We start from the raw sequence: 25,910 nt of genomic DNA on the forward strand, positions 1-25,910 counted from the left end.
ATCCACACTGTGAAGCCGTAGCCCATTCTTGGGTACTAGCTTTTCTGACAAAGCTGCAAGAAACGCTGCAGAATACTTATGATGATCTCTCGCATGCGAGTTTGCGCGATTTTCTTTATAGACTCGTGCACCTGAGACGGCAATATACTGTTCATAATAGTTGCGTTGATAGTCAAGTTGGCGCGTTTTTCCGCGTCTCAATTCGCGGGAAACAGTCGATTGACTGACTCCTAATTCGCACGCCATTTCAGCTTGTGTATAGGTGCCACATTTTGCCATTTGTTCTAATTTTCCACGTTGGATGTCAGAAAGGTGCTTAAAGTGACGATTTTCTGTGGTATAATTGGCTTTAGTCATGTAGATACCTCTTTCATACTTATGGTTTTGTCGCTTTTAAGTATAACGTATCTACATGATTTTTTTGTTTATTTCTTTATGCATTTCATTTTACAACTTACCTTTTTTCAAACAATTTATTCATCCATTTAAAAACAAGTTGTTCCTTTTTCCCTCCTCCTCTTCTAGTGCAGCTTGAGCGAGTGAAAAGAATGTTTCAATTGGTTCACGCAAATGATGTTTTTTATAGACGAGCCCATATAAGCGCCAGATGAATGGCTGACTTAAATGTTCAAAACCATAAAGGGAAAGAGATGGATTTGGTTTGACCATTGACAGTAAATGCTGTGGAATAATCGTTGCTCCGAAACCAGCACTAGCTAACTCATATGCAGTGAAAACACTTTGCGTTTCTAGAAAAATAGCTGGATAAGCACCGCTTTGAGCAAAATACTCTTGGAAAATGGATCGTAATCGTTGGCCTTCATGTAATACAATAAATGGAACAGATGCTAATCTTCTTTGATTTAGTAATTGCTCTTGATCCCAACGCAGCAAAGATTGTGAAACGGCAATTTTCAACGGTTCTTCAAAAATTTTTGTTTGAACAAGTCTCTCTTCGTTCAGTAACTCCTCTGCCTCACAGGTGATCAAAATACAGTCCATTTGCTTCGTTGAAAAAGCTTTTTTTAAGTCTCTGGTACTTGCTTCACGCACATTTATGCGAATATTTGGATACTGTGCCATAAATGGGTTTAAAATTTTGGGTAGCAGTAAGGTTGCCCAATAATTGGTGATTCCTATTGTTAACTCACCCACAAAAGTTTGCTGGAAACGGTTCATATCTAAATAAATACTCTTTTCCAACTCTTGAATCTCATATGCTTTCTCTAAGACTAATTGTCCGGGCTTGGTTAATTTTACACCTCTAGGCAATCGTTCAAAGAGTTGCACATTTAACTCCTCTTCTAGCGCTTTGATTGCTTGGCTTAACGACGATTGCGCCATAAATAATCGTTTGGCTGCTTTGGAAAAGGATTGTTCTTCTGCCACTGCAATAAAATAGAGGTAATCCTTCATATGACACTTCCTATCTGTTTTTTCGATACATTTCTATTTATTAATCATATTTTACTCTATAATTTCTACGGATTAAACTAGCAGTAGATATGAAAGGAAAGAAGGAAAAAAGATGGATGAATTACGTATATTGGTTCCAAACGGGATGCTTGGCTATGGTTTTCCAATTGCCGATTTTGAGCAAGGATTGGCTTTAAATCCCCATGCGATTGTCGTCGATTCTGGTTCAACAGATAGTGGACCACAAAAGTTAGCCATGGGTGAAACGACTTGTCCTCCTGCAGCCTATAAGAAAGAACTAGCTATTTTAGTAAAAGCAGCCCTTCAACATAAGATTCCTTTGATTGTTAGTTCCGCTGGAGGAGATGGGACCAATCAACATGTGGATTTACTAGCCGAATTAGTAAACGAAATTGCCACTGAGAATGGGTTACACTTTAAAATGGCCACCATTTATAGCGATATTCCTAAAGAACAAGTCAAAGCAGCCCTTCAAGCGCATGAAATTACTGCAATGAAAAATGTTCCCCCTTTAACTGAACCAGAAATTGACGCCGCAACCGTCATTACTGCGCAGATGGGGTGTGAACCGTATTTAAACTTACTAAAATTAGGCAAGGAGCGGCCCGATATTATTATCGGTGGACGTACGTATGATCCAGCACCCACAGCTGCTTTGGGAATCTATTATGGATTTGATGAGGCATTGGCTTGGCACATGGGCAAAATTATTGAATGCGGAGCAATTTGTTGTGTTCCAGCAACCAAAACCGTGTTAGGACGTCTACGCAAAAATGATTTTTCGATTGAACCTATGAATCCAATGTCATTTGCAAAACCTCATACCGTCGCTGCCCACACAATGTACGAAAAAAGCAGTGCTTTTCATTTGCCTGGGCCTGGTGGTATCTTAGAATTAAGTGATGCCGTTTTTACAGCGGAATCGGATCGTGTAGCAGCCGTTGCTGGTAGCAAATTTAAAAAAGATACCACTTATCGCATAAAATTAGAAGGGGCAAAAGTCGTTGGTTATCGAGCAATTACTGTCTTAGGCTTGAGGGACCCTCTTTTAATAGCTCAAATGGACGCTGTTTTAGCCGCCGTTCTCGAGCAAACCAAAAATGAACTTCCAGAAGAATACAATCAGAGTCAAGTGTGCTTGCACCCTTACGGAAAAAACGCGATTATGAAAACGTTGGAACCACAAGCAGAAGACATCGGGCATGAAGTGTGTGTCATCGCTGAAGTCACTGCCCCTACCCAAGAGCTAGCTTTATTAGTGACCAATCGCATTCGTACAACGCTCCTTCACTATGGGTATCCAGGTAGAAAAGCCACTTCTGGAAACGTGGCAATGCCATTTACACCATTAGAAATTCCACTAGGAAAAGTCTGTCAATTCAATGTCTATCATTTGATGACCCTCACCAATCCTGTGGAGCAATTCCCAGTCAAACAATACGAGGTGAATAAAAAATGAACTTACAAGAACTAGCAAAAGTGGTTCGCAGTAAAAATTCGGGCCCGTTTGAACTGACATTTGACATTATCTTTGACAATGCGACGGACTATCGAAGATTTATTGCTTCGAAGGTTCTAACCAAAGAAAGTTTTGCCAAACTTTACCAAATCCAGCCAGAGGAGATTATTACCTTTGAACAATTTGACCCGGCATTTGGCGTAAAAATCACGATTCCCCGGCCTTGGCCTCAAGGAAGTGTTGGGGAAAGTGATATGCATGGTTCTCAGCAATATGCACCGCTACTAACCCTTGAGATACCAGAATCATAACCACCCTTCAAAAGGGTGGTTTGCTCTGAGGCTATAAGCCTCTGCTACTAGCCAGCGTCTCAAGGCGCTGGCTTTCACCTTGTTCAAGCCACATTGGTTTTGTCACTTTTGCTATCTCTAAAGAGACAACTCTATCACTTCTTAACCCTTAAAAGGGTCTTCATATTCTCGAACACTCAACTTATCTAGTGCTATATCATCATGTTTTTCCTGTTCTTGAATATATTTTTTGATGGTCGCTTCATTAAGACCAACTGTACTCACGTAGTATCCTTCCGACCAAAAATGACGATTGCCAAATTTGTATTTTAAGTTTGCATGCTTGTCAAACATCATCAACGCGCTCTTTCCTTTCAGATACCCCATAAAACTTGACACACTTAATACTTAAAAGTAAATGTACATGGTCCGGCATCATGTGACCTTCAATTATTTCGACTCCCTTATAGCTACATAACCGCTTAATAATTTCTTGAAGACTTGCGCGGTATTGATTATAGATAATTTTTCTTCTATACTTTGGAGTGAATACGATATGGTATTTGCACATCCACTTCGTACGGGCTAAGCTATTTGTTTTATTAGCCAACACTATCTCTTCCTTTCGTTAACAATATGGCCTGAACAACTATATTTTAACGCTTAAGAAGAGATTTTTTTTGTATAACTTTTTATCTTCCACCCGCATAGCAGGTGGTTTTTTGTTTCGCACGCGTTGCGAGCTCAACCGGGTCTAAAGACAACAAACAAGAAGCACAGGCAAAATGAAAAATCATCTCGCCTATGCTTCTTTTTTTTTGCAACTAAAGCTGCTATGAGTAAACCAAGATTTTTTTTACATTTTTTCTGGCGCATGCAGTCCTAGTAAACGCAAATCTTCTTTTAAAAGTATTGTTACAGCCTGTACGAGCGCTAAACGTGAATCTTTTTCTTCATCTTCAGCCAAGATTTTTGTATTTGCGTAGTATTTGTTAAAAGCTTGTGAGAGCTTAATTGCATGTTTTGCAATCACAGATGGTTCATACTTTTCAGCTGCGGATAAGATGACCTCTGGATAGGCTTGGATGAATTTGATGACTTCCCAACTTGCATCATCTGTTAATGAATACGTACTTGCTTCATCAAATGTAAATGTCGTTTTACTTAAAATACTCATTGCTCGTGCATGTGTATATTGAACATAAGGACCTGTTTCGCCCTCAAATCGAACAACCTCTTCCAAAGTAAAGTCAAAATTATTCAAGCGATCGTTTTTTAGGTCGTGGAAGATTACAGCACCAATCCCAACCTGTTTGGCCACCTCTTCTTTATTTATCAACGAAGGATTTTTTTCAGCAATTTGTTTTTCTGCCGAGGCCACCGCTTCATTCAATACCTCTTCTAATAAAACAATTTTCCCTTTGCGTGTGGATAGTTTTTTACCGTCTTTGGTAATTAAACCAAAAGGAATATGGTACATATCATCAGCCCACTCAAAGCCCATTTCTTTTAAGACCGCTTTTAACTGTTTAAAATGATAGGTTTGCTCATTCCCAACAACATAGAGAGATTTTGCAAAATGATAGGTACGTTTTCGATACAAAGCTGCTGCCATATCTCTCGTAATGTATAGTGTTGCACCATCCGATTTTCTGATTAACGCAGGATTCAAATCAAATTGACTTAAATCAACGATATCTGCTCCTTGATCCTCTTGTAACAAATGCTTTTCTTCTAATAAGTTGACGATTTCATCCATTTTATCATTATAGAAAGCTTCTCCGTTATAAGAATCAAAGGAAACCTCCAACATATCGTAAATCTTGTTAAATTCTTTGAGTGATTCTTCTCGGAACCATTTCCACAAGTGAACAGCTTCCGCGTCATCCTCTTCCAGTTTTTTAAACCAAGCTCTCGCTTCATCTTCCAATGATTTGTCTTCTTCAGCACGTTCATGAAATTCAACGTACAATCGCAATAACTCATTAATTGGTTGAGCTTTGACCGCTTCTTCTGATCCCCATTTTTTATACGCGACAATTAGTTTTCCAAACTGAGTACCCCAGTCACCCAAATGATTAATACGAATTGGTTGATAACCGACTTTTTCAAGGATAAAGCCCAAGGAATTACCAATTACGGTTGAGCGTAAATGACCCATAGATATTGGTTTGGCAATATTGGGTGAAGACATATCAATTGGGATTGCTTCATGATTGCCAATCGAAGCATCTCCGTAATGATTTCCTAATGACAATGCTTCATGTAAGACGGTTTGACTAATCATCTTTTTAGACATAAAGAAATTGACATAGGGACCAACTGCCTCTACTTTTTCAAATGAGGGACTTGATAATTGAGTTGTCAAGTCCGCTGCAATTCCTTGCGGTGCTTTTCGAAAAGCTTTCGCCAACAGAAATGTCGGAAAAGCGATGTCTCCGTGATCGACTGATTTGGGGTTTTCTAATAATGATAAGATTTGATCGTAACTGAGAACATTTTTTAGTTGCTCAGATAAGACTTCAGCAACGATGATTTTGTTGTTCATTTGTTTCCTCCTCTAATTTACAAAAAAAGCCCTAGCAATTAAATCAATTGCTAGAGACGAGATTCCCGCGGTACCACTCTACTTGTCTGGTTAACAGACCTACTTTGCTTTAACGACAGCTAACGTTGAACTTCGTCAATTCTCCTAAGCGCGTTTCCATTCTCTATTATCCAGCTTTCACCATCCTGAATTCGCTCGTTCACATAAGAATGTACTTCTCTTAATCATTGAATCATCTATGAAACTGAATAAATTATACCAAAGAGCAATTGATTTTGCTACCCCGATTGTTAAAGTCCTTCTGCTTTCTTATGCAAAGGAAACGCGAGACTTGGCTCAGCATTTAAGGTCAAATCCGAAAAATGGGCTTGTTTTTTCTCAATAGAAGCTGCTGCTCCAATCATCGCTGCATTGTCCCCACATAGTTTTAAAGGAGGAAAAATCAGCTCAACAGAGGGTAGCATAGTCTTGGTTGCTGTCTGAAGTCGCTCTCGCAATCCCTGATTGGCCGCAACCCCGCCTGCCACGATTAATTGTTGCACCTGATATTCCTGGCAAGCTCGAATCGTTTTTTCAACTAAGACATCGATGACACTTGCTTGAAAACTAGCTGCTAAATCATTTTCATTTAACTGTTCATCTCTTTGTTGAGCATTATGAACTAAGTTAATAAACGAACTTTTTAACCCACTAAAACTAAAATCATAGGTATTTTCATGGAGCATTGCCCGCGGAAAATGATAGGTATCATTTCCTTTGTGTGCCATTTCATCTATTTTTTTGCCACTTGGATAAGACAAGCCTAGTACTCGACCGACTTTATCATAAGCCTCTCCAGCAGCATCATCACGTGTTTCCCCAATAATTTCATAGGTTCCTTCCGACGGTAAATAAACCAATTCGGTATGTCCGCCACTAACAAGCAATGCGAGGGCTGGATAGTGGATAGTCTGAACAAAGCGCGCCGCACAAATATGACCCGCCATATGATTGACCCCAATAAGTGGCAAGCCATGCGCCCAAGCGAACGACTTAGCTGCAGTAATTCCTATCAGTAATGCGCCTACTAACCCAGGGCCTTTAGTCACTGCAACAGCGCTCAATTCCTCCGGTTTTACCTTTGCCTCAGCCAATGCATCTTGAATACAATAGCCAATTTGTTCTACATGATGGCGACTAGCAACTTCTGGGACAACACCTCCAAAACGCTCGTGACTCTTTATTTGCGAAGCAATAATATTGCTTAGTATAATCGAACCGTTTTTGACAACGGCCACACTGGTTTCATCACAGCTACTCTCAACTGCTAAAATTAATTCACTCATTCCTTTTTTGACTCACTTTCTTTCGTAACAACCAAGCATCCTCGATGGGTTGCGTATAATAGTCCTTTCGAGTATGATACTGTTCAAAACAAAATTTGGTATATAAATTAAGTGCCTGTTGATTCGAAGGCCTGACTTCCAACAAAATTTGATTAACAGCCTCGCTTTGGAGTGCCTCCTCTAGAGTTTGCAATAACAACGTCGCAAGTCCTGTACCACGAAAATCAGGATGGACAGCAACTAAAAACAGCTCAAATTCTTCAAATAATTGATGGCCATTTACCATTCCAATAATCTGATCCTCATGTTCAATAAGATAATATCTGGCATATTCAGATTGAAAATCAGCAAAAAAAGCCTTTCGATTCCATGATAGTCCTTCTTGAAAGGAAGCATTAACCAATTCTTCCAACTGATTGGCCAATGAATGATACGCTTGAAAATCAGCTAAAGTTTTTATCTTCATAATTGTTTTATCATGTCCAATCCATCTTCACCATTTTCTTGATAGTAATTTGCCTTTATGCGCTTTGCCTCGAAGCCTAAATGACGGTAAAACCGCTGTGCATCAATGTTGCTCACGCGAACTTCTAGAGAGATTGTTTCACAGCCACAAGCCTTGGCGTTCGCTATCAATTCTTCCATAAACCACGTACCAATCCCTTGATTTTGATGATGAGGATCAACTGCAATATTGGTAATATGGCCATCAATGCCAAAAAGCCGAATTCCGGCAAAACCAACTAAGCTTTCATTTAACTCGCATACAAGGTACAGATGTGGGTGTTTTGAATAAAATTCAAATAGAAAGGCACTTTTCGTCCAAGGTGTTTCCCCACTATAAATAACCTTTTCCAATCGAAGCAACTCTTTAATATCCGACGTAGTAGCCTCTCTAAATCTATAGGTAGCTTGCTTACCCACTAATTCACTTAAATAAGCGGGGGGCTGTTTTCCAAAAAAATGTTCAAGGAAGGTCTTAAACTTTTTCAACATACGTTCGTTTTTCCTCATTTTGATGACTGGCTAACCACTTTTCTTCTGCTTCAACTCTTTTTAAATAACGTGGTACAAGTGCTAAGGAATCAACAGGAACTTCATTTTCTGCCAGCTCCACCAAGCGTACTGCAGTCGGATAATTGGCTAAGTTATCTTGTGTAAATTGAGCATTCGGAAGAATTTCCAAAATAGCTTGATGAAATTTATCGACGTCTTGGCCAATAAATTGGACATAATCATATCCTTTGACAAGATCCAAAATCTGACTTAATGGATAATGAGCTTCCTCAACGATAGCAATAAGTTCCCCTGCTTGCCATTTAAAAGCTCCTGCATAAACATTTTGTCTTCTTGCATCAAACATCGGAACAATCAAGATATCCCGCGTTTTGATATTTGCAGCGAGACTTTTTAAGCTCGAAATAGCTTTGATGGGACAACCTAATGTACTTGCCAAAATTTTTGCCGTCGTCACACCGATTCTTAGTCCTGTATAAGAACCTGGACCAATTGCAACAAGTATCTCATCGATATCCGTTGGCTTTAACCCAAGACTCTTTATAAGATAATCAATGCTAGGCATCAGAGAGACGCTATGATTTTTATTACTCATCGTTTGAATTTGACCTAAAATTTTTTGATTTTCGGCAACTGCTAGTGCCATCGTTTGGTTCGAGGTATCTATTGCCAATTGCTTCATATAGCGTTCCACCTTTTTAAATTTCTTTCATATTCTACCACAGATAATGAAAATAGCACAGAACCACTCGAAAGAGTAGAAATGCGCTACATTCATTTTACTACTATCCATTGAACCATTTCCGCAAGTCACTAAGAACCTGCTGAACCTCATGTTTGAAAGCTACTTTCTCTTTTGTCACTTGATTTGAGGATAAAAACAATCCAAATGCTCCCATGCCATTTACTAATGTGACATCTTCTTTTGAGTGACATCCAACATAGAGCTCGTACCCATTTTGTCTTTTAACGACCATTAATAAGGCATTTTGAGCTTGTCCATCGCTCTGTTTCAATAAGAAATCATCATCAAAACCATCCCCTTGGAGTCCGCCACGAATCAAATATTCAGCGGCCTTTACAAGTTCTTGACGATTTGTTGACTTTAAGCGCCATATTGTTATTGGCCAATCCAGTTTTTCCAGGACAACTTCGGGAAAAAGAGGGACCGTATGTTTCGATTTCATTTGGGCATTTAAAACGGGAAATTGCAATCGTCCACCCTGATATTGTTGGTCAACGCAATGCAACTGGTCCTCATTTTCACTAACAATTTCAAGATTTCCCATCATAAAGTAATCCGGGAAAATCTCAACTAATTGGGTTACATGATCAAGTTGATTTCTAAGACTTCTTGATTCTTCTTTTTCGGCAACAACCACACAATGCTCAGGGACAAACGCGTCCTTCAAAAATTGAAATCCATAAGATTCTCCCTGTAAATTCATCCGAATGATTCGTCTACTCGTCAGAATCTCCTCGGTTGTATTGCCACAATATCCTTCCAGTTCAAAACTATAGGGCAATGTACTTGTTACCCTTTGTAAGAAAGGATAGTCTTTTATATTTTCATTTGCAACATGCACACGACAAAGAGTATATCCATCAATTGATTCTTCCTCACAATTTTTCGATACAAAAAACTCATTTTGAATCGTCTGATTGGTTTTATTTAGCTGATAAAAATAGTCGGTCGCTTCTTTAGGACTTTTCGAATAGTGTTGCGCAAATAGCGCATTCACAACCGATGTAGGTGGCGTCAATAAATCTAATAAATCTAATAATTTTTTGTGATAATCATACTCGTTTATTTTTTTGGAACTCTTTTTTTCAAAAGAAGAATCGACGAGGCGTTTAGCCAAGGTTGAGGCGTCTTCTATCACCGTTTGCAAATTTGCTGAGTCGAATTCGTCAGTATAGCCTATTAGCGTTTTGATTCGATTTTGCAAATAAAGACGATCCATATCCATCCAGCCACCATTTTCAATTGCAATTGTTGCAAAGTTCACGATATCTTGTGCGATTGCCAAATCATTCATCTATTTAGCATATCCTTTTGGGTGACTATTATGCCAATTCCACGCGGTTTCGATAATCGTTTGAATGTCTGTGATTTGGGGATTCCAATTCAAAATTGTTCTCGCTTTATCGGCAGTAGCAACAAGTCTAGCTGGATCACCGGCTCTCCGTGGAACAATTTTGGCTGGAATATCTCTGCCAGTAACCTTACGAGCTGCATCCAACATTTCCTTCACTGAATAACCAGTATTCGAGCCTAAATTAAAGACATCGCTTTGATTGCCAGCATTCAAATAATCTAAGGCTAGTAAATGAGCAGCAATTAAATCCTCTACGTGCACATAGTCGCGAATACATGTGCCATCTGGCGTATCATAATCATCCCCAAAAATGCTCAATTCTTTGCGTTGTCCAAGTGCAACTTGCAAAATAATCGGTACCAAATGAGTCTCTGGTGTATGATCTTCACCAATTGAAGCATCCTGCTTTGCTCCTGCAACATTAAAGTAGCGTAATGCGACATACCTCATTCCATAAGCCTCATCGCACCATTTCATCATTTTTTCCATCATTAACTTGCTTTCCCCGTAAGGATTTTTAGGATTGGTTGGTGTCGTTTCAGAAATAGGTACCGTTTCTGGTTCTCCATAAGTTGCAGCTGTTGATGAAAAAATAATCTTATTGACATTATTTTCATGCATCACTTCTAGCAAAATTTCCATACCAGTAACGTTATTGCTAAAATATTTCAGTGGTTTTTCAACCGATTCACCAACTAGTGAACTTGCCGCAAAATGAAGCACTCCATCAATTGATTCATTTTTAAAAACAGTTTGTAAAAATGTCTTATCGCGGACGTCCCCTTCATAAAAGACCGCTGATGGATGAACGGCTTCTCGATGACCCGTTAAAAGATTGTCAACAACAACGACTTTTTCTCCTCTAGTAATTAATTGATCTACCGCATGAGAACCAATGTACCCAGCGCCACCTAAAACTAAGATTGTCATTTTTTCCCCTCCTAATATGAATACTCACCACTTATCATATAATTTTCAAAACCATTCAGCAACCGTGATTTTTATTTTTACACCAATTGCATGATAATTGCGTTTTCTTTAATGCAACATTAGTTTTTTTAGTAATAGATAGACTCAACTAGAAACAAAGCTTTTTTACTTCAAAAAAGGTGCCTAAGCAACTTAATCTAAACAACTTGTTACTGAAGTATCCTGATCTGAACCATTACTAACTGTAAAAAAGTTATTGTAAGTCAATAATTTTTTGAACAATAAAATCTGGATGACTCCAATGTAAATAGTGACCTTCTCCAATCGCAAAAATTTGGCTAAATAAAGAAAGTTTTGAATGGTTATACTCATCGAATCTTTTTTTTGAAGCAATAATTGAAATTCTGACTTGTGTTTGGCTTAAAACTTCTTCGACATCCTTTAGTTCATCCAACAGGTTTCCAATTAATTTGTTTTCTTCATAAATCATGGCATTACCATACGCTCTAAAAAAAATTTCAGCATTTTTTTGCTTTTCGATTTCAGTGTTATTGGGATTGATTGATTGCAAAAGGTCCTCTTCCCTAAGATCACCGTTTTTTTTGGCATCCTCAATTAACTCTGGACTTTGTAACTGGCCAGACTCAGCTAAAATCGCCTCTCTTATCTCACTGTAACTCGGTTCAATTAGAAGTAAACTACTAAATTTTTGAGGATTTTGGCTAGCTAGTATCATGGCATAACTTCCTCCTAAGCTATGACCAACAACCGTTATTGGTTTGTTTACTTGTTCATAATCAATAACATCCAAAACATTTGCTAAAATGTTTTTTGTTGACCGTTCCATATAAGTGGATACACTTTCCCCGGTTCCAATTGTGTCAATGGCTAAAAAACCATAATTTTTAGGTAATCTATCAATTACTGATTTAAAATTGTAATATGTACTATCCCCACCAAATCCGGAAATAAAAACGATTGTTGGTTCATTATTGCTTGATTTACGATAAGTATAGTTAATTTCACCTAAAGCAGTTGCTAACTTACTCAAAAACGTTCCTCCTATTCACAGTTACTTATAGTGTTATTTTATTCAACTTTATCATAACACTTTTCCCTAGTTTTATAAAAAACAGTTTCAAAACCGGCCCCAACAATCGATGGCATTTATTCAAAAGAACTTCCTAGTAATAGAATTCTTTCTTTAATTCAGGCCTCATTCGGGATTTCATGGCTTGGATCATCTCATAGTTCATTCCATCTTCTTTTCCAAACTGTTCTTCATTCTGATGACCTTACTGCCCACTTTATATACCCAGTAGTTCATCTGACAACGATTTAACAGACAAAGATAATCCTTCCCTTCTACTCTTTTGGATAAGGAATTCTCAAGTACCAATGGTTTTCGCTTTGCAAATTGTCACTTTTCCTTCATAATAAAAATTGAGAAAAGCGAGGTGGATGAGATGAAAAAATTTACATCAGGTTTTTTTACTGGTACGTTTGCAACAATTGCAGCTACAATAGGTCTGGTTACCGCGATTAAAAAAACGGTCATTGATCCAATAGAAAAAAAAGAAGCAATGATTGATGAGAATCGTCGCAAAGCAAACCGCAAAAGTCGCGCAAGATAAATAAAAACTGTGAAAGACACCACACGTTATCTAACCATGGAGATGGCAGTTAGCGGTGAAAAACGTCTTTCACAGTTTTTTAATATAATTGAATAGTCCATTCTTTATCCGGATTTTTTTGATAGAAGAACTCGGAAAGATGGTCGGAAATAAACACTTGATACATCTCAAGAAAATCTGGAGCCAATGAATAGTCCTGAAAATTTTGGGGATCTACCCAAAAAACTTCTCCTTCACTCGAACCCTTCAAGCTGCCTTCCCAACTATCGGTATGATAAAACAATACGATATACCGACCACCATTAGCTAATTGAAACTGCTTTACACCACATAACAAGGGTTTGGTTATCGTTAGACCTGTTTCCTCCAGTACTTCTCTGATAACTGAATCATGAAACGATTCATTCGGAAGAACATGTCCCCCAGGGAAGGTCAGTCCTGGCCAATCCTTTTTTTTACGTAATTGAACCACAACTTGACCTGTTTGATTCCGAATCATGCACATATTTGTCAATTCCACATTTTCCATCATTAAACCTCTCTTACCAAAAACAGTCTGAGCAAAATTGACAGACAATTCTTTTTATAAGATCAGGTTGTAGCCCTCAATATCTTAAAAAAGCATTTATAATCAATTCACTAGACTGTTGTTTGCTTTTAGTTGTGCTTGGTTTTTCCTGTCCAACTATCATAGCCATCTTTTAAAATATAGATATTGTTGTATCCTTTTTTTCGTAATTTATTAGCAGATCGAACACTCAAGGCTCTTGTTCCATCATATAGGTAGATAGGCATATCTTTGCGAATAGATTGAAACGATTGACTTAATACCGTATAAGGAATATTTCTGGCACCCATTATATGACCGGCATTAAATGTATCTTTTTCACGAACATCTATCACTTGTGCCTTTCTCATTCCCTCTTGGAACTCTTCTTGTGTCAGCATAGTCGCTGAGCGTTTTCCTAAAATATAATAATACAACCAATTTAATCCCATCACTACTAAAATTGTTGCCAGAATAATACTTAGTCCATTCCAAAAACTCATTTATCCTACCTACTCCTTTTATTTTTCTGAATGCATTGCCAATGAAGCAGCACCAATTACACCTGCATCATTGCCAAGTTCCGCCAATTTGATTTTCGTTGATTCTGCTACTTGTGGAAAAACAAAAGTTAAGAAGTTTTTTTCTACTCTACTACGCAAAAATTCTCCAGCAGCAGAAACACCACCACCTAGAACAATACTAGCAGGATTCAAGGTATTGCCTATATTCCCAGTAGCCAGTCCAAGGTAATAACACACTTTATCCACGACTAAATTTGCAAATAAGTCACCTGCTTGTGCAGCCTCAAAAACATCTTTACTGGTAATTGTTTCACCGTTGTCAAGCTGCTTTTTCAATTCTGAATCGCCAGCAAATTCTTCCGAAAGATGGCGAGCAACACGCACAACCCCTGTCGCACTGGATACTGTTTCTAGACAACCTTTTTTCCCACATGTACATTGGAAACCATCTGGATCAACGGTAATGTGCCCAATTTCTCCAGCAGCACCAGCAACGCCATGTAATAATTGACCATTCATAATCACACCACCACCGACACCGGTACCCAGTGTTACAAACACCACGTCTGGATTATTTTCGCCTGCTCCTTTCCATTGTTCACCTAAGGCAGCTACATTGGCATCATTGTCAATGGTAAACGGAATTCCAGTTTCCGCTTCGATTGCGTCTTTAATCGTTTGCGTTGTTTTCCAATTCAAATTATAGGCACCAATGACCGTTCCTAATTCACGATTGACGCTACCTGGCGTTCCCATACCAATTCCTAAAAAATCATCTTTTTTTAATCCATAAAGATTCATACGATGTTTGATTGATTCGATGATATCAGGAACAATATGGCTACCTTCATCCAAAATATTGGTTGGAATACTCCATTTTTGTTGAACTTCTCCTTGAGCAGTCAAAATAGCAAATTTGACCGTTGTACCACCTAAATCAATACCAATAATTTTTTTATCCATCTAATGTTCTCCTCGACTTTCTTCAATATGATGTTCACGTTTTAGAATACGCCATGCAGTCAAATACGTCTCTTTGTCAATTAGTCGGCGCTCATAGATTTTTTTCAACTCCAATGTCATTAACTCAATATCGTAAATTCGTTTGCCAACATAGACAATAATTCCAAATTGTTTTAAAAGTTGTTGTACATCATATAACGTTTCCATTTTATACTCCCTGAATAGTATACTCGTTATCCATATTTTTTAAAACCATACATTAGACATAATATCACAAAAAAGGTAAAAATTAATAGAGACAAAATGCGAATATGAATTGAGTATTTTTTTGCTGGCCTTGGTAACCCAATAAAATTACCGATTAACACCCCTCCTACTAATCCACCTACATGACCCCAAATGTCAATTGATTGATCAAACATGCCAAATGCAAAGCTTAATACTAAAAAGAGCGTGAATTGTTTGACTAGCCCTTCGATCACTTGATTGTGTCGAAAATGGACGCCTAAAATAATAAACGAACCAAATAAGCCAAATAAGGCAGTGCTCGACCCTGCAGAAACAATTCCCGGTGTGTTAAAAGCAAAACTCATTAGATTTCCCATTATGCCAGTGCCTAAATAAATAATTAGAAAACGGGTATGACCATAGAGTGCTTCAATTTGTTCTCCCATATAATATAAAACAATTGAATTGACTGCATAGTGCATTAAGCCAAAATGAAAAAAAACAGGCGTCAAAAAGCGCCAATATTGATGCAAAAAAACGATGGCCGGTCCGTATAATACACCGTTACTCTCTAATGGAATCCTCGGAAGAAAATAACCTAAAAGAAATACAAGTGTTTGAATCCCCAAAAATAACCAAGTAAAAAATGGCTGATTTCGAAGACGACGGAATTGAAACTCATTCATAGCTGTTCCCTCCTTTGATTCATCACAAACACCTTTTGGATAGGTTGATCATGTTCATCGCTCATCCACTCCTCTTCACCAACAAGTTGTACTGGCAAAGCCATGCTGACAGTATGACCATGATACTGCTCCAGATAGCGATCATAAAAACCACCACCGTAGCCAATGCGTTTTCCGGAAGAGGTGAAACAAACCCCAGGGACAATTATTAAATCAATTTCCTCTTTTTCCAGCACTTCTTCCGATAGTGGTTCCTCCACACCAAATGCCGTCCGTTTATAAGTAGTCGTCGGAAGAACCTTTACAAAACGCATTTCGTGATTCTTCCCAGTTTTTGGCAATACTAGAATTTTTCCTTCCTCCCAACCTTTATTCAAAATGACTTCTGTATTCAATTCATGTCTCATTGATCGATAAATTCCAATTGTTTTCGCCTTACACCAAATATCACTCGTTATTAATTGTTGGATTAGATGCGTTTCAACTTGTTTTTTATTTTCGACATCTCGCGCAAATTCATTCAATTCCTGAATTTTTTTTTGACGCAATTTTTCCTTGGTCGTCATCATTAATCCCCCCGTTTGCTGTTCATTTTACCATGTTTATTGAAATATGACGAAAGTTGCTTTGTATTTTTTCGTCAAGTAAAAATACTTAACAAATTTCGACAAAATACTAGCAATCTACTATAAATCATGCTATGATATTTAAGTCTGAGAGATATCTTAGTTATATTATGCTAAGGGAGGGAAATGAACATGCGCGTAAACATTACACTAGAATGTACTTCTTGTAAAGAACGTAATTACTTAACAAGCAAAAACAAACGTAACAACCCTGATCGTTTGGAAAAAGAGAAATATTGTCCACGTGAACGCAAAGTAACGTTGCATCGTGAAACAAAATAAAAAAAAAGCCACATATGTGGCTTTTTTTTTTATTTTGTTTTCACTGCACTGCCTGTTCGATAATCGATGGTATACCCAGGTTGAACATTGTATACAAAGATATTCATTCGAAGGTCGTTGTCTTCCACACTTTGAGCCTCTATTTCCACTCCCCGCGCAACCAATTCATCCCCTTTAAAATACGGGGTCACGCGATAACGTACATGGTTATTCGATTTTCGGATATAATGAGCAATTTCATTTTCATAACCACTCATTTCATCTTGGTTTAAAGCTTTCGTACCCGTAAACAAATTGCGAAGATTCGCATTCTCCCCAGTAAATTGAAAGCCAATAAGGTGAGAGCGATTGTACAACATTTCATCTTTTGAAATCTTCTTTTGTTTCCATCCAGTTGGATAAATAGAAGCAATTGACTGCCTCTTTTCTGTGGGCATCAGATCTCTATGTAACAATGCATTGGCCACTCCCACACGATTCAACCGATCGAGATTAGAGAAAGTTTGCCAGCCCCCCTGAGCCAGAGACAAATCAGCCTGTTGAAAAAATGGTTGATTCTTATTTATTTTAACGACCTGATGTTGTCCATCATAATCGGATAATTCAGCAAGCGTTTGATAGTTTTTGGTCAAATTATTCGTTGCATGGATTTGCTCTGCGACCTGTACGGCATCCTGAATATCCCAATTGTCGTAAGCAACTTTTCCTGAACTAAATAAAACAAGCAGTAAGCCAATTCCAATATAGGTCACGTGTTTCCAATTTAGAGTGGATTCCTTTTTTTTCATTTCCTTTCTTTACTCCCCTGTCCCCAGTTAGTGATTTCTTTAAACCAAAAAATCCGAATAATGCGATGGAAAATTCTTAGGTCAAGTCCTTTACCATCTATCATTCGGATTTTTATTTGGTTTAGTTATCATTCGATAAACTATTCGCCACTTAGTAAAAACGAAAGGTTCTTAACGCTTGAAGTGGTCGCATCATTTCATACCAGAGGCATCCCTCATCCCGAGCAACAATCACCATCCACCTATAGAGGAACAATGCTTTCTGCCTGAATGATGGTAACTAGCTGTTTCGGACTATTTTAGTTCGTCGGCGTAAAAATCTTCCACCGATTTTGCAGGATCGATAACAATATAAAGATTTTTTGTCGTTTCACTCACTTTGGTTGATTGATACTCATTATCTAAGCCGTCCCCATCAGTATCTTTATAAGGGAAGTAAACCAAATCTGGTGTTCCTGTTTGGTACAAAATTTCCATTCTTTCAATATCTTGATATTTTAATGCTCTTGCAAACATGCCTAATTCTAAACCACCTAGGTTAATGTCATGCGTTGCTACATGGTCACCTTCAGTAAAAATTTCAACTTTAAAACCAGCACAAGGATGAATTTCAACAAATTCTCCTCCATTGATACGGCCAAAGCTAGTAGTAATTTGTTTAATCCATAAATCCCCAATAAAACGACGATCTACAGTCCAAGTTTCTCCATTACGGAAAAGAAATTTCAATGCTTTCATTTCTCTTGACATTTAGAACACTCCTTACCATTTACTAATTACAAATTTAGTTTAGCATACTCTAAACAAGGTTGCATAAGAAAATGAATCGGTTTAAAAAAAAGTTGCTTATGCTTCCTTCGTTATTTCTAGATAGTGATGTGCTTCTCTAAGTAAATCGTCTTTGTTATTTTCGATTTCTCTCTGAACAACTTTTTTTTCCAAAAAATGAAGGATATCACTCATCCATTTACCTGGTTTTTTATTTAAACCTTTTTGCAAATCATGCCCATTTATTTGTAAATCTTTTAGTGAATGAATCGTAAGTTGCTCACTTATCATTTCAATTTGTTCAAATGATGGTTTTTTTTCAAAAAAAGGCAATAGCGTTTCAACACTCATCACGGTGTCTTTTCCTAACTGATAGACCATCCAATTGGTCCATGCCGCTGTTTTTCTGTATTGCAAGCCTTGGTAACACTTTTGAATTTGTCTAATTGAGTGATTGGATAGCTTCCAATCTTTCAGTAAAGGAACAATTTCGGCTTCGGATAAAACCAATTGATCGCACAAAAGTGTCCATGCTTCATCAATTTTTTTTATTTGCATTGTTGGCAAGTTCATAAATTTTTCAAGGTTTTTTTGTTGTTCTTCAAAATGTGGACAATAACAAAAACAAGAAGTCTCCAAAAAAAGAGCCAACGCCTTCTTTCTTGCTTGTCCAATTAAAAGTTTTTCCCATTCAACCCGGATACGTTCAATTGAAATTTGGGACAAAAGATGACTGTGTTTTCGGATGGCAGAGAGTGTTGTTGAATCCATTGCAAAATTTAATTGACTCACAAATCGCAAGCCTCGCATCATCCGCAATGCATCCTCATGAAAGCGTTCATTCGCATCACCAACTGCCCGAATGATTTTTTCCTGAATATCACCAACTCCGTGAAATAAATCAATAATTTCTCCACTTTCTGACAAAGCCAAAGCATTCATTGTAAAATCACGTCTCTTCAAATCTTCTTTCAATGAACGAACAAAAGTTACGTGATCTGGTCTTCGGTAATCTTGATAGGTAGATTCCGTTCGAAAGGTGGTGACTTCATATTGTTTTTCATTCCAAAGGACCAGTACTGTACCATGTTCAATACCGACATCTATTGTTCGGGGAAATAGCTGTTTAACCTCACTTGGAAATGCACTCGTGGCGATATCAACATCATGAATGGTCTGATTTAGCAAAACATCTCGAACACAGCCACCTACAAAATAGGCTTCAAAACCAGCTTTTTGAATTTTTTGAATCACCGGCTTGGCTTCTGAAAACTCTATCGGTAAATTTAATAAACTCATTCTGTTTTACTCGCTCCTATTTGATCTTCTACTCTTTCAAAACGAAACTGATCTCTTTTTTGAAATTTTTTCATGTTCTCTTCAAATGCTTCTGTCAAATCAATTTCCAATGAATTCGCCATCATTAGTAAAACGATTAGGACATCACCCATCTCTTCTTTTACTGTCTTTGCTTGCTCTGTTGTTTTTTTCTGTTTTTCGCCATAAAAATGATTGATTTCTCTTGCTAATTCGCCCATTTCTTCGGTTAAACGTGCCATCTGGGCTAAAGGGCCAAAGTACCCAGTTTTAAATTGACGAATATACTCATCAACATTTTTTTGCATCGCAGCGAGAGACTTTTCCTGATCCAAATAAATCACCTCAGTTATCATTTATCATTTGAAATTACTTTTTTTAAATCCAATTTGGCTAACTGATCGGATAAGCGTTTAAATTCTTCCCGATTGCCTGCATCAATCGCCAGATTTATTTTTTCGATTAAGGTTGTTCGCTCGTTTTGTCTTTGTTGACTTTGAATAAATGAATCCACTTCATCAAATACATCATCTGTTAAGGAATCATTCCAGCGATGGTAGGGATTATCTTCTAAAACGGCCAAGAATTCGGGATGTTCCCAAGCTTTTGGAATGGGGCATTCTAAATAAAGTGGTTTTTTCCAATTGAAGCGAATTTCATGGAATATTTGATCTGGGTCACAAAATTGATGTCCTTCAAGATAGAGCGTCAAAGCATCCACTGTAGATTTATCTGGTAATAGCACCAAGCCTCGAGTCGTTTTTGACGCTTGCTCAACAATTTTTATATTAGCCAAAATACTATCATGATGCAGAAGGTAGTCCAAAATCCATAAGATTTCTCTTCGTTGAAAAGCGCCATTTGCTAACAACCATTTTAGCCATTGTTTTTTTTCATATAATTCAACCATCTTTATTCACCTATCTTTCAGATAAATCGTCTAATATCGACTGAATCTCCAAATCACCTGGCTCGTGGGAGAGATAGTGTGCAAGCACACGCTTTGCTTCTTCCAGTCTCCCCTCTTCGCGTAGAAATATCCCATATTCTCTCATGAAATCAATTTCGTGATGCAGGTGTTCATTCGCGAGTTCGTAATAATTGGCTGCTTCATTAAATTCTTCTAACTCGCTGTGCGCTTTCGCCCTATTCCAAAGAGCAAATGGCTGATCTTGATCTTCCATTTGTGCAACAGCGTGAATTGCCTCTTCAAAAAAGCCTTCCTCAACATAGAGATTACTTAGCAATAACAATGTGTCATCTGTTCGCTCACCAATTGCTAATGCATCCTTCAGAAATTGTTCTGCTTTTTTTATATCGTGCAATCGATAAGCATTTTCAGATGCAAAGTAATAAAGCTCTACTTGATACGGGTTTTCGTGAATCCCTTCTTCAATGATTTGTTGGGCCTCTTCAATTTGCTCTTCTTCTTGTAGTACTTGCGCTAATTGTAGGTAAACTGCTTGATACTGGGGATTCAGTGCCCGTAATTTTTGTAAGTAATAAATGGCTTGCTCATTTTCTTTCATTTGTAAAAGAACAAGCGCAAGCTGGAATAAGCGTTCATCTGTTTCTTTGATTTTTACCGCTTCTTCCAAAAATGGTATCGCTTCTTCAAACTTCCCTAACATACTTAAGCTATACCCTATTTTTTCAATTAGTATGTCCTCTGATAATTGTGGATTGTTATTCGTGTCTCTAACTTGTTGGAAGGCATCCAAAGCTTTTTGAAATTGGTCTGTTGCTAAATACAGTTCTCCCAAAGCATACGGAATCAACACCTCTTGAGGTGCAATTTTTTGTGCTTCTTGCAACTTTGCTTCACTCACTTCTGGAATGTTCAATAACTGATACAAATCTGCAGTTACCAACAAAGCAGCCACATAGTTTTCACTCGACTTCGGTATTTTCTCTAATTCCGTAAACGCCTGCTCTAGGTCGTCATCTTCAATTGCTATTTCAGCTAGCGGCAAATGATACGTATCTTCTTCAGGAAACTTTTTTACTAAATCTTCAAATATTTCCTTGCTTTCCTCTAAGAAACCCAATTGTTGTAAATCTTCACCTAATTCTGCCAAACATTCTTTAGAATCTGTTCTCAATGCAGTTTGCAACGCTACCTGTGCGCTTGCTAAATCATCGTTTTGCAAAGCAGCTAATACTTTTTCACTTTCCGTCACCCTGTAAAACCTCCTTCAAAATTTGTTCATAGAGTTGATAAACAGCAACAAATTGCTCTTGATTGGGTGAGATTAATTGATACCCTCCACCAATAAAATTCAGTTGTACGAGATCACCTGCTGTCGCACACCCATCGGATAATTTATCTAAATAATCTGAAATCATCAATGGATAAGGAAGAGAAATAGGAAAACCTATGTTCTGGATCCATTGTATCACTTCAATACAAAATTCTGGTTTTTTGATTGTGACACAGTTCCAAATAAAATGAAAGAGAAAACCTAAAAATCGTTTCATTTGTGCCGAAAGAACATGACTGTTCTCAGTTTGATAAAATTTTTCTTCAAACCATCGTCCATAATGCGCCAAAGAATAAGCATCCTTTGCATAGGATTGAATGATATATTCAATGTAGTTAGAAAACGATTGTTTTAATAAACTTTCCTTTGTAGGATAACGCGCGACTAATTGATCGTAAAAGCCAGAATCATTGATAAGTGCAAGTTTTAGAAGACTAATAAAATCGGTCATTTTGGTCGCAGTCGTTTCTGACAACCTTTGCGAAAAAAAGAAAATTTTTTGTGGAAGATTTTCCCAAATAAGACATTTAGCAAAGGGTGGTTGAATAAGCTCTTTTTCGCTTAGCAAAGCAGTGGAAAAAGATTGAATACTCAAACTGATAACAAAAAATTCCGAAGGTAAAACACTAAATTGATGGAAGAAACTAGTAAGCTGAATCACTCCTTCATTTCCTAATGCGATCATGATATAAGAACCCAACGGATCAAACTTTTCTAAAAATTTCAGTCCTTGAATCATATTGGTAACAGTATTGCAATAGAGTTGATTGGAAAAAATGTACCAATCAATCTCAGTGTCTTTAAAAAAAGTAGCATATTGATTTGCAAACTCTTCATAATACTGTTGATTGGTAAAAAAAAGAAGGTGCTTACCTGAAAATTGTTTCGGCTCAAAAATCTGAAAAAAAGTCTGGCCATAATGAATACTTGTTCGATACTGTGATTGACAATAACTAACCTCCATACCATCCACCTCTTATTCAATTCAGTATACCACGTTCATGAAAAGAACTGCCAATAATGCTGAAAGAAGCATGCTAGAAACCTACAAAAAAGCTGAGCGATGATTAGGTTAATCGTCGTTCAGCTTTGCAAAAATTCAGTTAAAATGAAAGATGGTTAGCTTATTTTCCAGCCGTGAAAATTTCGTTGGCTTTTTCCCAATTAACCAAGTGCCAAAAAGCTTCAATATAATCAGGACGCACATTTTTATATTTCAAATAATAGGCATGTTCCCACACATCTAATCCAATGACCGGTGTTTGTCCTTCCATCAATGGAGAATCTTGGTTAGCTGTCGAGGTTACTTTAAGCGCTCCATTGTCCAACACTAGCCACGCCCATCCAGAACCGAAACGGCCAGTTGCAGCTTGCTTAAATTCAGCTTTAAAGTCTTCCAAACTTCCAAATGTTTCATCAATAGCAGCTTTTAACTCTCCAGTTGGTTCACCGCCAGCATTAGGGGCTAAAATTTCCCAAAAGAACGAATGATTGGCATGTCCACCACCATTGTTACGTACGGCCGTGCGAATATCTTCAGGTACAGTTGATATTGAAGAAATTAAGTCTTCTACCGATTTTTCTGCCAATTCTGGGTGTTTTTCAACCGCTGCATTTAAGTTTGTCACATAGGTGTTATGGTGTTTATCATGATGCAAATGCATCGTTTCAACATCAATGTAAGGTTCCAATGCATCGTAAGCATAAGGTAAATCTGGTAAAGTGTAAGTCATAATTTTCTTCCTCCTAAATAATTATCATTACTCTGTTAGCATAGCAAATCCAAGCAAATTCCTCAAAAAATTTGCTTAAAAACCGCTTATTTTTTCTTATTATTAAAAATAAGCAATTTACTAAAAAAATAATTTGCTACCACAACAAGAATCTGAGTTAAAAATTTTGCAAATACGTCCGATGTCAATAAAATTTTCAATAGGATGAACATTGAAGCCATGTCTAGGACGTATGATAATCCACGGTAAAAGATAAATTTGACCGCCTCTTCTATCCACTCTGCTTTTGTTTCACTTTTGCTATGAAAAACCCATTTTTTATTCGTCACAAATGCAAAGAGAACGGAAAGAATCCAAGAAATTGTATTTGCCACCGCAAAATGAAATTGCAGGATATCTCTACATAAAAAATAAATAACGATGTTTACAATTGTTGTCATCACACCAAAAAATAGGTAACTCATTACCTCCATAATCAAAAACTCCTCTTCGTTCTTTCTTAAAAGATTATACCAGTAAGTGAAATCCACGGGTAGTCCTTGTTTTCTATCGTCGCATTCGTTAAAATGACCATGAAGCGAATTTATTAAGAGGAGTGTATACATGTCAATTTATCAGATGTTTGTTAGTTCTTTCTTCCATTTTAAGCAACTTTTTACGGTGCGTAAAACCCCTTTTGGTAAGGTTCTATTTTACCTTGTTTTACTTAGCTTTCTTTTTGCAATACCTATGACTACCCAAGTAATGAATATTTTTGGTGCCCTACGCGAAGATGGACAAAAAATTGCGGAAAAACTGCCCGCTTTTACAATTGATCAGGATCAACTTGTTTCCCCTGAAGAAAATTCAGGATTTATCTATCAAAGCAATTATTTAACATTTACCTTCGATCCTGATGGCAAACGAACGCCAGCTGATATTCAATCTGATTTAAAGGGAAAATTCATTAGCATCGGAATGCTCCAAGATGAATTGATTATTAGCCTACCTTCTGATGAAACAACACAGTCACTCTTGGGAGATAATGCTTTTAAAATGGGCTATAATCAGTCAGTACTCTCTTCAATCAATGGTCATACGCTGAAAAAGACTTTATCTCAAAAACATTTGCCTTGGTTTCTCTATATCGTTATCTTTCTCGTTGCTATTTATCCATCATTCATTAACTTGGTGTTTACAGTTCTTCTGACTAGTCTTTTTGCAAGTATCTGGGCAAAAATGATTGACCGTTCTTTTTCCTTTTTAGACACATTTAAAACTGTTATCGTTTGTTCAACGTTGCCAACGTTACTGAGTACATTTATTCTCTTTTTTGATTTTTCGTTTAATTCTGGAACCTTTATTTTCTTAGCAACCAGTTTTCTCTTTTATCAAACACTGAAAAAAAATCAACCACTACCTTCATCAAACTAACAAAAAAGCTATCCTGATGATAGCTTTTTTTTCATGAGAAGGTGTACACTATTATTTAAGGAGGCGATTATTTTGAACTATATTTTATCCACACGTCCATTTCGAACGCAATATGCAGAAAAAATTAACCAGCTGTCATCAGATTATCAGTTTGTTTATGCTGAAAATCTTCCAGAATCCTTTCAATGGGAAAAGGTTGTGATTACCATTGGTTGGAATAAAGAATGGGCGAACAATCTCTTACAGCCAGCAGCAAATCTAAAGTGGGTGCAATCCATTTCAGCCGGTGTTGATTACTTGCCTCTGAAAGCTTTCGAACAACAAAAAATTCTTTTGTCAAATGGAAGTGGCATTCATGCACAATCAATTTCTGATCACGTCCTCGGCATACTTTTGATGAAAACGAGAGGGTTATTCCAATCTCTGCTCCAACAACAAACGCACGATTGGCAAGCAAAAACCATTTCCTATAACAATTTAAGCGAACAAGTAATTACCATTATTGGAGCAGGTCAAATTGGGCAGGAATTAGCGCGAAAACTTACTTTATTCGGTTGTACTGTCAATGGTATCAATACAAATGGTCGTGCAACACTTCATTTTGCTAAAATGAGTCCCCTTCGTGATCTTTATGACTGCGCAAAAGAATCTGATTTTTTAATCAATATTTTACCGTTAACCCCGGAAACACACCATCTCTACGATGAACGCTTTTTTCAAGCCATGAAATCAACTGCCTCTTTCATTAACGTAGGTCGAGGTCCCAGTGTAGATAATGTGGCGTTACTCAACGCACTAAAAAACAATGAGTTAGCATTTGCGTCAATCGATGTTGCTGATCCTGAACCTCTTCCAGAAGAAGACCCACTTTGGAATGCGCCTAACTTATTCATTACACCCCATATCTCGGGTCTAACAGCTCATTTCCAAGAACTGTTTATGAACATATTTTTAGAGAACTTTTCATCCTTTTTGGAAAATCAAAAACTCTCAAGAAACCAAGTATCTCTTGAAAGTGGATACTAAAGTGACTCT

31 protein-coding genes, 1 pseudogene and 1 other annotated feature are annotated in these 25,910 nt (G+C 37.4%); of the genes and pseudogenes, 6 read left to right on the plus strand and 26 right to left on the minus strand.

The features are described from left to right. Both ACFSR0_RS05015 and ACFSR0_RS05020 read right to left on the minus strand, forming a co-directional pair. Window positions 1-357 (minus strand): helix-turn-helix domain-containing protein (locus ACFSR0_RS05015; RefSeq protein WP_379980527.1); only part of this gene is annotated, 357 nt, incomplete at its 3' end. A 120-nt stretch (window positions 358-477) separates the two neighbouring features. Continuing rightward, window positions 478-1,416, minus strand: coding sequence for a LysR family transcriptional regulator (locus ACFSR0_RS05020; protein WP_379980529.1), 939 nt, complete (start codon window positions 1,414-1,416; stop codon window positions 478-480). Window positions 1,417-1,528: 112 nt separating this feature from the next. Between ACFSR0_RS05020 and ACFSR0_RS05025 the strand changes: the two genes are divergently transcribed. Together ACFSR0_RS05025 and ACFSR0_RS05030 are read left to right on the plus strand one after the other, a co-directional pair. Further along, window positions 1,529-2,896 carry an acyclic terpene utilization AtuA family protein gene (locus tag ACFSR0_RS05025; RefSeq protein WP_379980531.1) on the plus strand — a complete coding sequence of 456 codons (1,368 nt, stop codon included), beginning with the start codon at window positions 1,529-1,531 and terminating at the stop codon, window positions 2,894-2,896. Beyond that, a complete protein-coding gene (locus tag ACFSR0_RS05030; protein WP_379980533.1) occupies window positions 2,893-3,207 on the plus strand; it encodes a DUF4387 domain-containing protein in 315 nt (104 codons plus the stop codon). The genes ACFSR0_RS05025 and ACFSR0_RS05030 overlap by 4 nt, the downstream gene beginning before the upstream one ends. A 141-nt stretch (window positions 3,208-3,348) precedes the next feature. On the opposite strand, the pseudogene tnpA reads toward ACFSR0_RS05030, so the two are convergent. From tnpA to ACFSR0_RS05075, 9 genes and pseudogenes are all read right to left on the minus strand, one after another. Beyond that, a pseudogene (gene tnpA / locus ACFSR0_RS05035) lies at window positions 3,349-3,757 on the minus strand (IS200/IS605 family transposase). Window positions 3,758-4,042: 285 nt separating this feature from the next. Beyond that, the gene (gene argS / locus ACFSR0_RS05040) at window positions 4,043-5,734 is read right to left on the minus strand and encodes an arginine--tRNA ligase (RefSeq protein WP_379980535.1); all 1,692 of its coding nucleotides are present in this window, start codon (window positions 5,732-5,734) and stop codon (window positions 4,043-4,045) included. A 49-nt stretch (window positions 5,735-5,783) separates the two neighbouring features. Then, window positions 5,784-5,971: a binding site (T-box leader), on the minus strand. Window positions 5,972-6,024: 53 nt separating this feature from the next. Then, window positions 6,025-7,059: a tRNA (adenosine(37)-N6)-threonylcarbamoyltransferase complex transferase subunit TsaD gene (tsaD, locus tag ACFSR0_RS05045; RefSeq protein WP_379980537.1), complete on the minus strand. Its 1,035-nt coding sequence runs from the start codon at window positions 7,057-7,059 to the stop codon at window positions 6,025-6,027. Further along, window positions 7,052-7,525: a ribosomal protein S18-alanine N-acetyltransferase gene (rimI, locus tag ACFSR0_RS05050; protein WP_379980539.1), complete on the minus strand. Its 474-nt coding sequence runs from the start codon at window positions 7,523-7,525 to the stop codon at window positions 7,052-7,054. The genes tsaD and rimI (ACFSR0_RS05050) overlap by 8 nt, the downstream gene beginning before the upstream one ends. Next, the gene (rimI, locus tag ACFSR0_RS05055) at window positions 7,522-8,055 is read right to left on the minus strand and encodes a ribosomal protein S18-alanine N-acetyltransferase (protein ID WP_379980541.1); all 534 of its coding nucleotides are present in this window, start codon (window positions 8,053-8,055) and stop codon (window positions 7,522-7,524) included. Before rimI (ACFSR0_RS05055) ends, rimI (ACFSR0_RS05050) begins: the two co-directional genes overlap by 4 nt. Further along, window positions 8,039-8,758: a tRNA (adenosine(37)-N6)-threonylcarbamoyltransferase complex dimerization subunit type 1 TsaB gene (gene tsaB, locus ACFSR0_RS05060; protein WP_379980543.1), complete on the minus strand. Its 720-nt coding sequence runs from the start codon at window positions 8,756-8,758 to the stop codon at window positions 8,039-8,041. Before tsaB ends, rimI (ACFSR0_RS05055) begins: the two co-directional genes overlap by 17 nt. 103 nt (window positions 8,759-8,861) lie before the next feature. Beyond that, window positions 8,862-10,115, minus strand: a complete 1,254-nt coding sequence (locus ACFSR0_RS05065; RefSeq protein WP_379980545.1) for a hypothetical protein — start codon at window positions 10,113-10,115, stop codon at window positions 8,862-8,864. Beyond that, window positions 10,116-11,105 (minus strand): UDP-glucose 4-epimerase GalE, encoded by a 990-nt coding sequence (galE, locus tag ACFSR0_RS05070; RefSeq protein WP_379980547.1) that lies wholly within the window; start codon window positions 11,103-11,105, stop codon window positions 10,116-10,118. Window positions 11,106-11,358: 253 nt separating this feature from the next. Then, complete coding sequence (locus ACFSR0_RS05075) at window positions 11,359-12,156, minus strand: alpha/beta hydrolase (protein ID WP_379980549.1); 798 nt, start codon at window positions 12,154-12,156, stop codon at window positions 11,359-11,361. A gap of 415 nt (window positions 12,157-12,571) precedes the next feature. Between ACFSR0_RS05075 and ACFSR0_RS05080 the strand changes: the two genes are divergently transcribed. Continuing rightward, a complete protein-coding gene (locus ACFSR0_RS05080; protein WP_379980551.1) occupies window positions 12,572-12,739 on the plus strand; it encodes a DUF3042 family protein in 168 nt (55 codons plus the stop codon). A gap of 79 nt (window positions 12,740-12,818) precedes the next feature. Here ACFSR0_RS05080 and ACFSR0_RS05085 read toward each other — a convergent pair whose 3' ends face one another. From ACFSR0_RS05085 to ACFSR0_RS05110, 6 genes are all read right to left on the minus strand, one after another. Beyond that, window positions 12,819-13,268: an 8-oxo-dGTP diphosphatase gene (locus ACFSR0_RS05085; RefSeq protein WP_379980553.1), complete on the minus strand. Its 450-nt coding sequence runs from the start codon at window positions 13,266-13,268 to the stop codon at window positions 12,819-12,821. A 128-nt stretch (window positions 13,269-13,396) separates the two neighbouring features. Then, window positions 13,397-13,789 carry a rhodanese-like domain-containing protein gene (locus ACFSR0_RS05090; protein WP_379980555.1) on the minus strand — a complete coding sequence of 131 codons (393 nt, stop codon included), beginning with the start codon at window positions 13,787-13,789 and terminating at the stop codon, window positions 13,397-13,399. Between the two features lie 18 nt (window positions 13,790-13,807). Next, window positions 13,808-14,773 carry an ROK family glucokinase gene (locus ACFSR0_RS05095; protein ID WP_379980557.1) on the minus strand — a complete coding sequence of 322 codons (966 nt, stop codon included), beginning with the start codon at window positions 14,771-14,773 and terminating at the stop codon, window positions 13,808-13,810. Beyond that, complete coding sequence (locus ACFSR0_RS05100) at window positions 14,774-14,980, minus strand: YqgQ family protein (RefSeq protein ID WP_379980559.1); 207 nt, start codon at window positions 14,978-14,980, stop codon at window positions 14,774-14,776. A gap of 26 nt (window positions 14,981-15,006) precedes the next feature. Further along, a complete protein-coding gene (locus ACFSR0_RS05105) occupies window positions 15,007-15,687 on the minus strand; it encodes a rhomboid family intramembrane serine protease (protein ID WP_379980561.1) in 681 nt (226 codons plus the stop codon). Next, window positions 15,684-16,253, minus strand: coding sequence for a 5-formyltetrahydrofolate cyclo-ligase (locus ACFSR0_RS05110; protein ID WP_379980563.1), 570 nt, complete (start codon window positions 16,251-16,253; stop codon window positions 15,684-15,686). The genes ACFSR0_RS05105 and ACFSR0_RS05110 overlap by 4 nt, the downstream gene beginning before the upstream one ends. A gap of 192 nt (window positions 16,254-16,445) precedes the next feature. Between ACFSR0_RS05110 and rpmG the strand changes: the two genes are divergently transcribed. Continuing rightward, entirely contained in the window at window positions 16,446-16,595 is a 150-nt protein-coding gene (gene rpmG / locus ACFSR0_RS05115; RefSeq protein ID WP_040366810.1) for a 50S ribosomal protein L33, read from the plus strand. A gap of 29 nt (window positions 16,596-16,624) precedes the next feature. Here the strand turns inward: rpmG and ACFSR0_RS05120 are convergent, their stop codons facing one another. From ACFSR0_RS05120 to ACFSR0_RS05160, 9 genes are all read right to left on the minus strand, one after another. Then, a complete protein-coding gene (locus ACFSR0_RS05120) occupies window positions 16,625-17,383 on the minus strand; it encodes a DNA/RNA non-specific endonuclease (protein WP_379980566.1) in 759 nt (252 codons plus the stop codon). Between the two features lie 294 nt (window positions 17,384-17,677). Continuing rightward, window positions 17,678-18,133 (minus strand): hypothetical protein, encoded by a 456-nt coding sequence (locus tag ACFSR0_RS05125; RefSeq protein WP_379980568.1) that lies wholly within the window; start codon window positions 18,131-18,133, stop codon window positions 17,678-17,680. A gap of 96 nt (window positions 18,134-18,229) precedes the next feature. Then, on the minus strand, window positions 18,230-19,450 hold the full coding sequence (locus ACFSR0_RS05130) for a CCA tRNA nucleotidyltransferase (RefSeq protein ID WP_379980570.1): 1,221 nt from the start codon (window positions 19,448-19,450) through the stop codon (window positions 18,230-18,232). Next, window positions 19,447-19,803, minus strand: coding sequence for a nucleotide pyrophosphohydrolase (locus ACFSR0_RS05135; protein WP_379980572.1), 357 nt, complete (start codon window positions 19,801-19,803; stop codon window positions 19,447-19,449). Before ACFSR0_RS05135 ends, ACFSR0_RS05130 begins: the two co-directional genes overlap by 4 nt. A gap of 17 nt (window positions 19,804-19,820) precedes the next feature. Beyond that, window positions 19,821-20,378, minus strand: coding sequence for a YpiB family protein (locus ACFSR0_RS05140; RefSeq protein ID WP_379980574.1), 558 nt, complete (start codon window positions 20,376-20,378; stop codon window positions 19,821-19,823). A 10-nt stretch (window positions 20,379-20,388) separates the two neighbouring features. Next, complete coding sequence (locus ACFSR0_RS05145) at window positions 20,389-21,648, minus strand: tetratricopeptide repeat protein (RefSeq protein WP_379980576.1); 1,260 nt, start codon at window positions 21,646-21,648, stop codon at window positions 20,389-20,391. Then, window positions 21,635-22,693, minus strand: a complete 1,059-nt coding sequence (locus ACFSR0_RS05150) for a hypothetical protein (RefSeq protein WP_379980578.1) — start codon at window positions 22,691-22,693, stop codon at window positions 21,635-21,637. The genes ACFSR0_RS05145 and ACFSR0_RS05150 overlap by 14 nt, the downstream gene beginning before the upstream one ends. Before the next feature lie 160 nt (window positions 22,694-22,853). Beyond that, on the minus strand, window positions 22,854-23,462 hold the full coding sequence (locus ACFSR0_RS05155) for a superoxide dismutase (RefSeq protein WP_379980580.1): 609 nt from the start codon (window positions 23,460-23,462) through the stop codon (window positions 22,854-22,856). Between the two features lie 86 nt (window positions 23,463-23,548). Further along, complete coding sequence (locus tag ACFSR0_RS05160) at window positions 23,549-23,935, minus strand: GtrA family protein (protein ID WP_379980581.1); 387 nt, start codon at window positions 23,933-23,935, stop codon at window positions 23,549-23,551. 130 nt (window positions 23,936-24,065) lie between these two features. On the opposite strand from ACFSR0_RS05160, the gene ACFSR0_RS05165 reads away from it, so the two are divergent. Both ACFSR0_RS05165 and ACFSR0_RS05170 read left to right on the plus strand, forming a co-directional pair. Then, a complete protein-coding gene (locus ACFSR0_RS05165) occupies window positions 24,066-24,875 on the plus strand; it encodes a DUF1189 domain-containing protein (protein ID WP_379980582.1) in 810 nt (269 codons plus the stop codon). A 69-nt stretch (window positions 24,876-24,944) separates the two neighbouring features. Then, the gene (locus tag ACFSR0_RS05170) at window positions 24,945-25,901 is read left to right on the plus strand and encodes a phosphoglycerate dehydrogenase (RefSeq protein WP_379980599.1); all 957 of its coding nucleotides are present in this window, start codon (window positions 24,945-24,947) and stop codon (window positions 25,899-25,901) included. Window positions 25,902-25,910 lie beyond the last annotated feature (9 nt).

Source organism: Enterococcus camelliae, assembly GCF_042685105.1.
Lineage (GTDB): Bacteria > Bacillota > Bacilli > Lactobacillales > Enterococcaceae > Enterococcus_G > Enterococcus_G camelliae.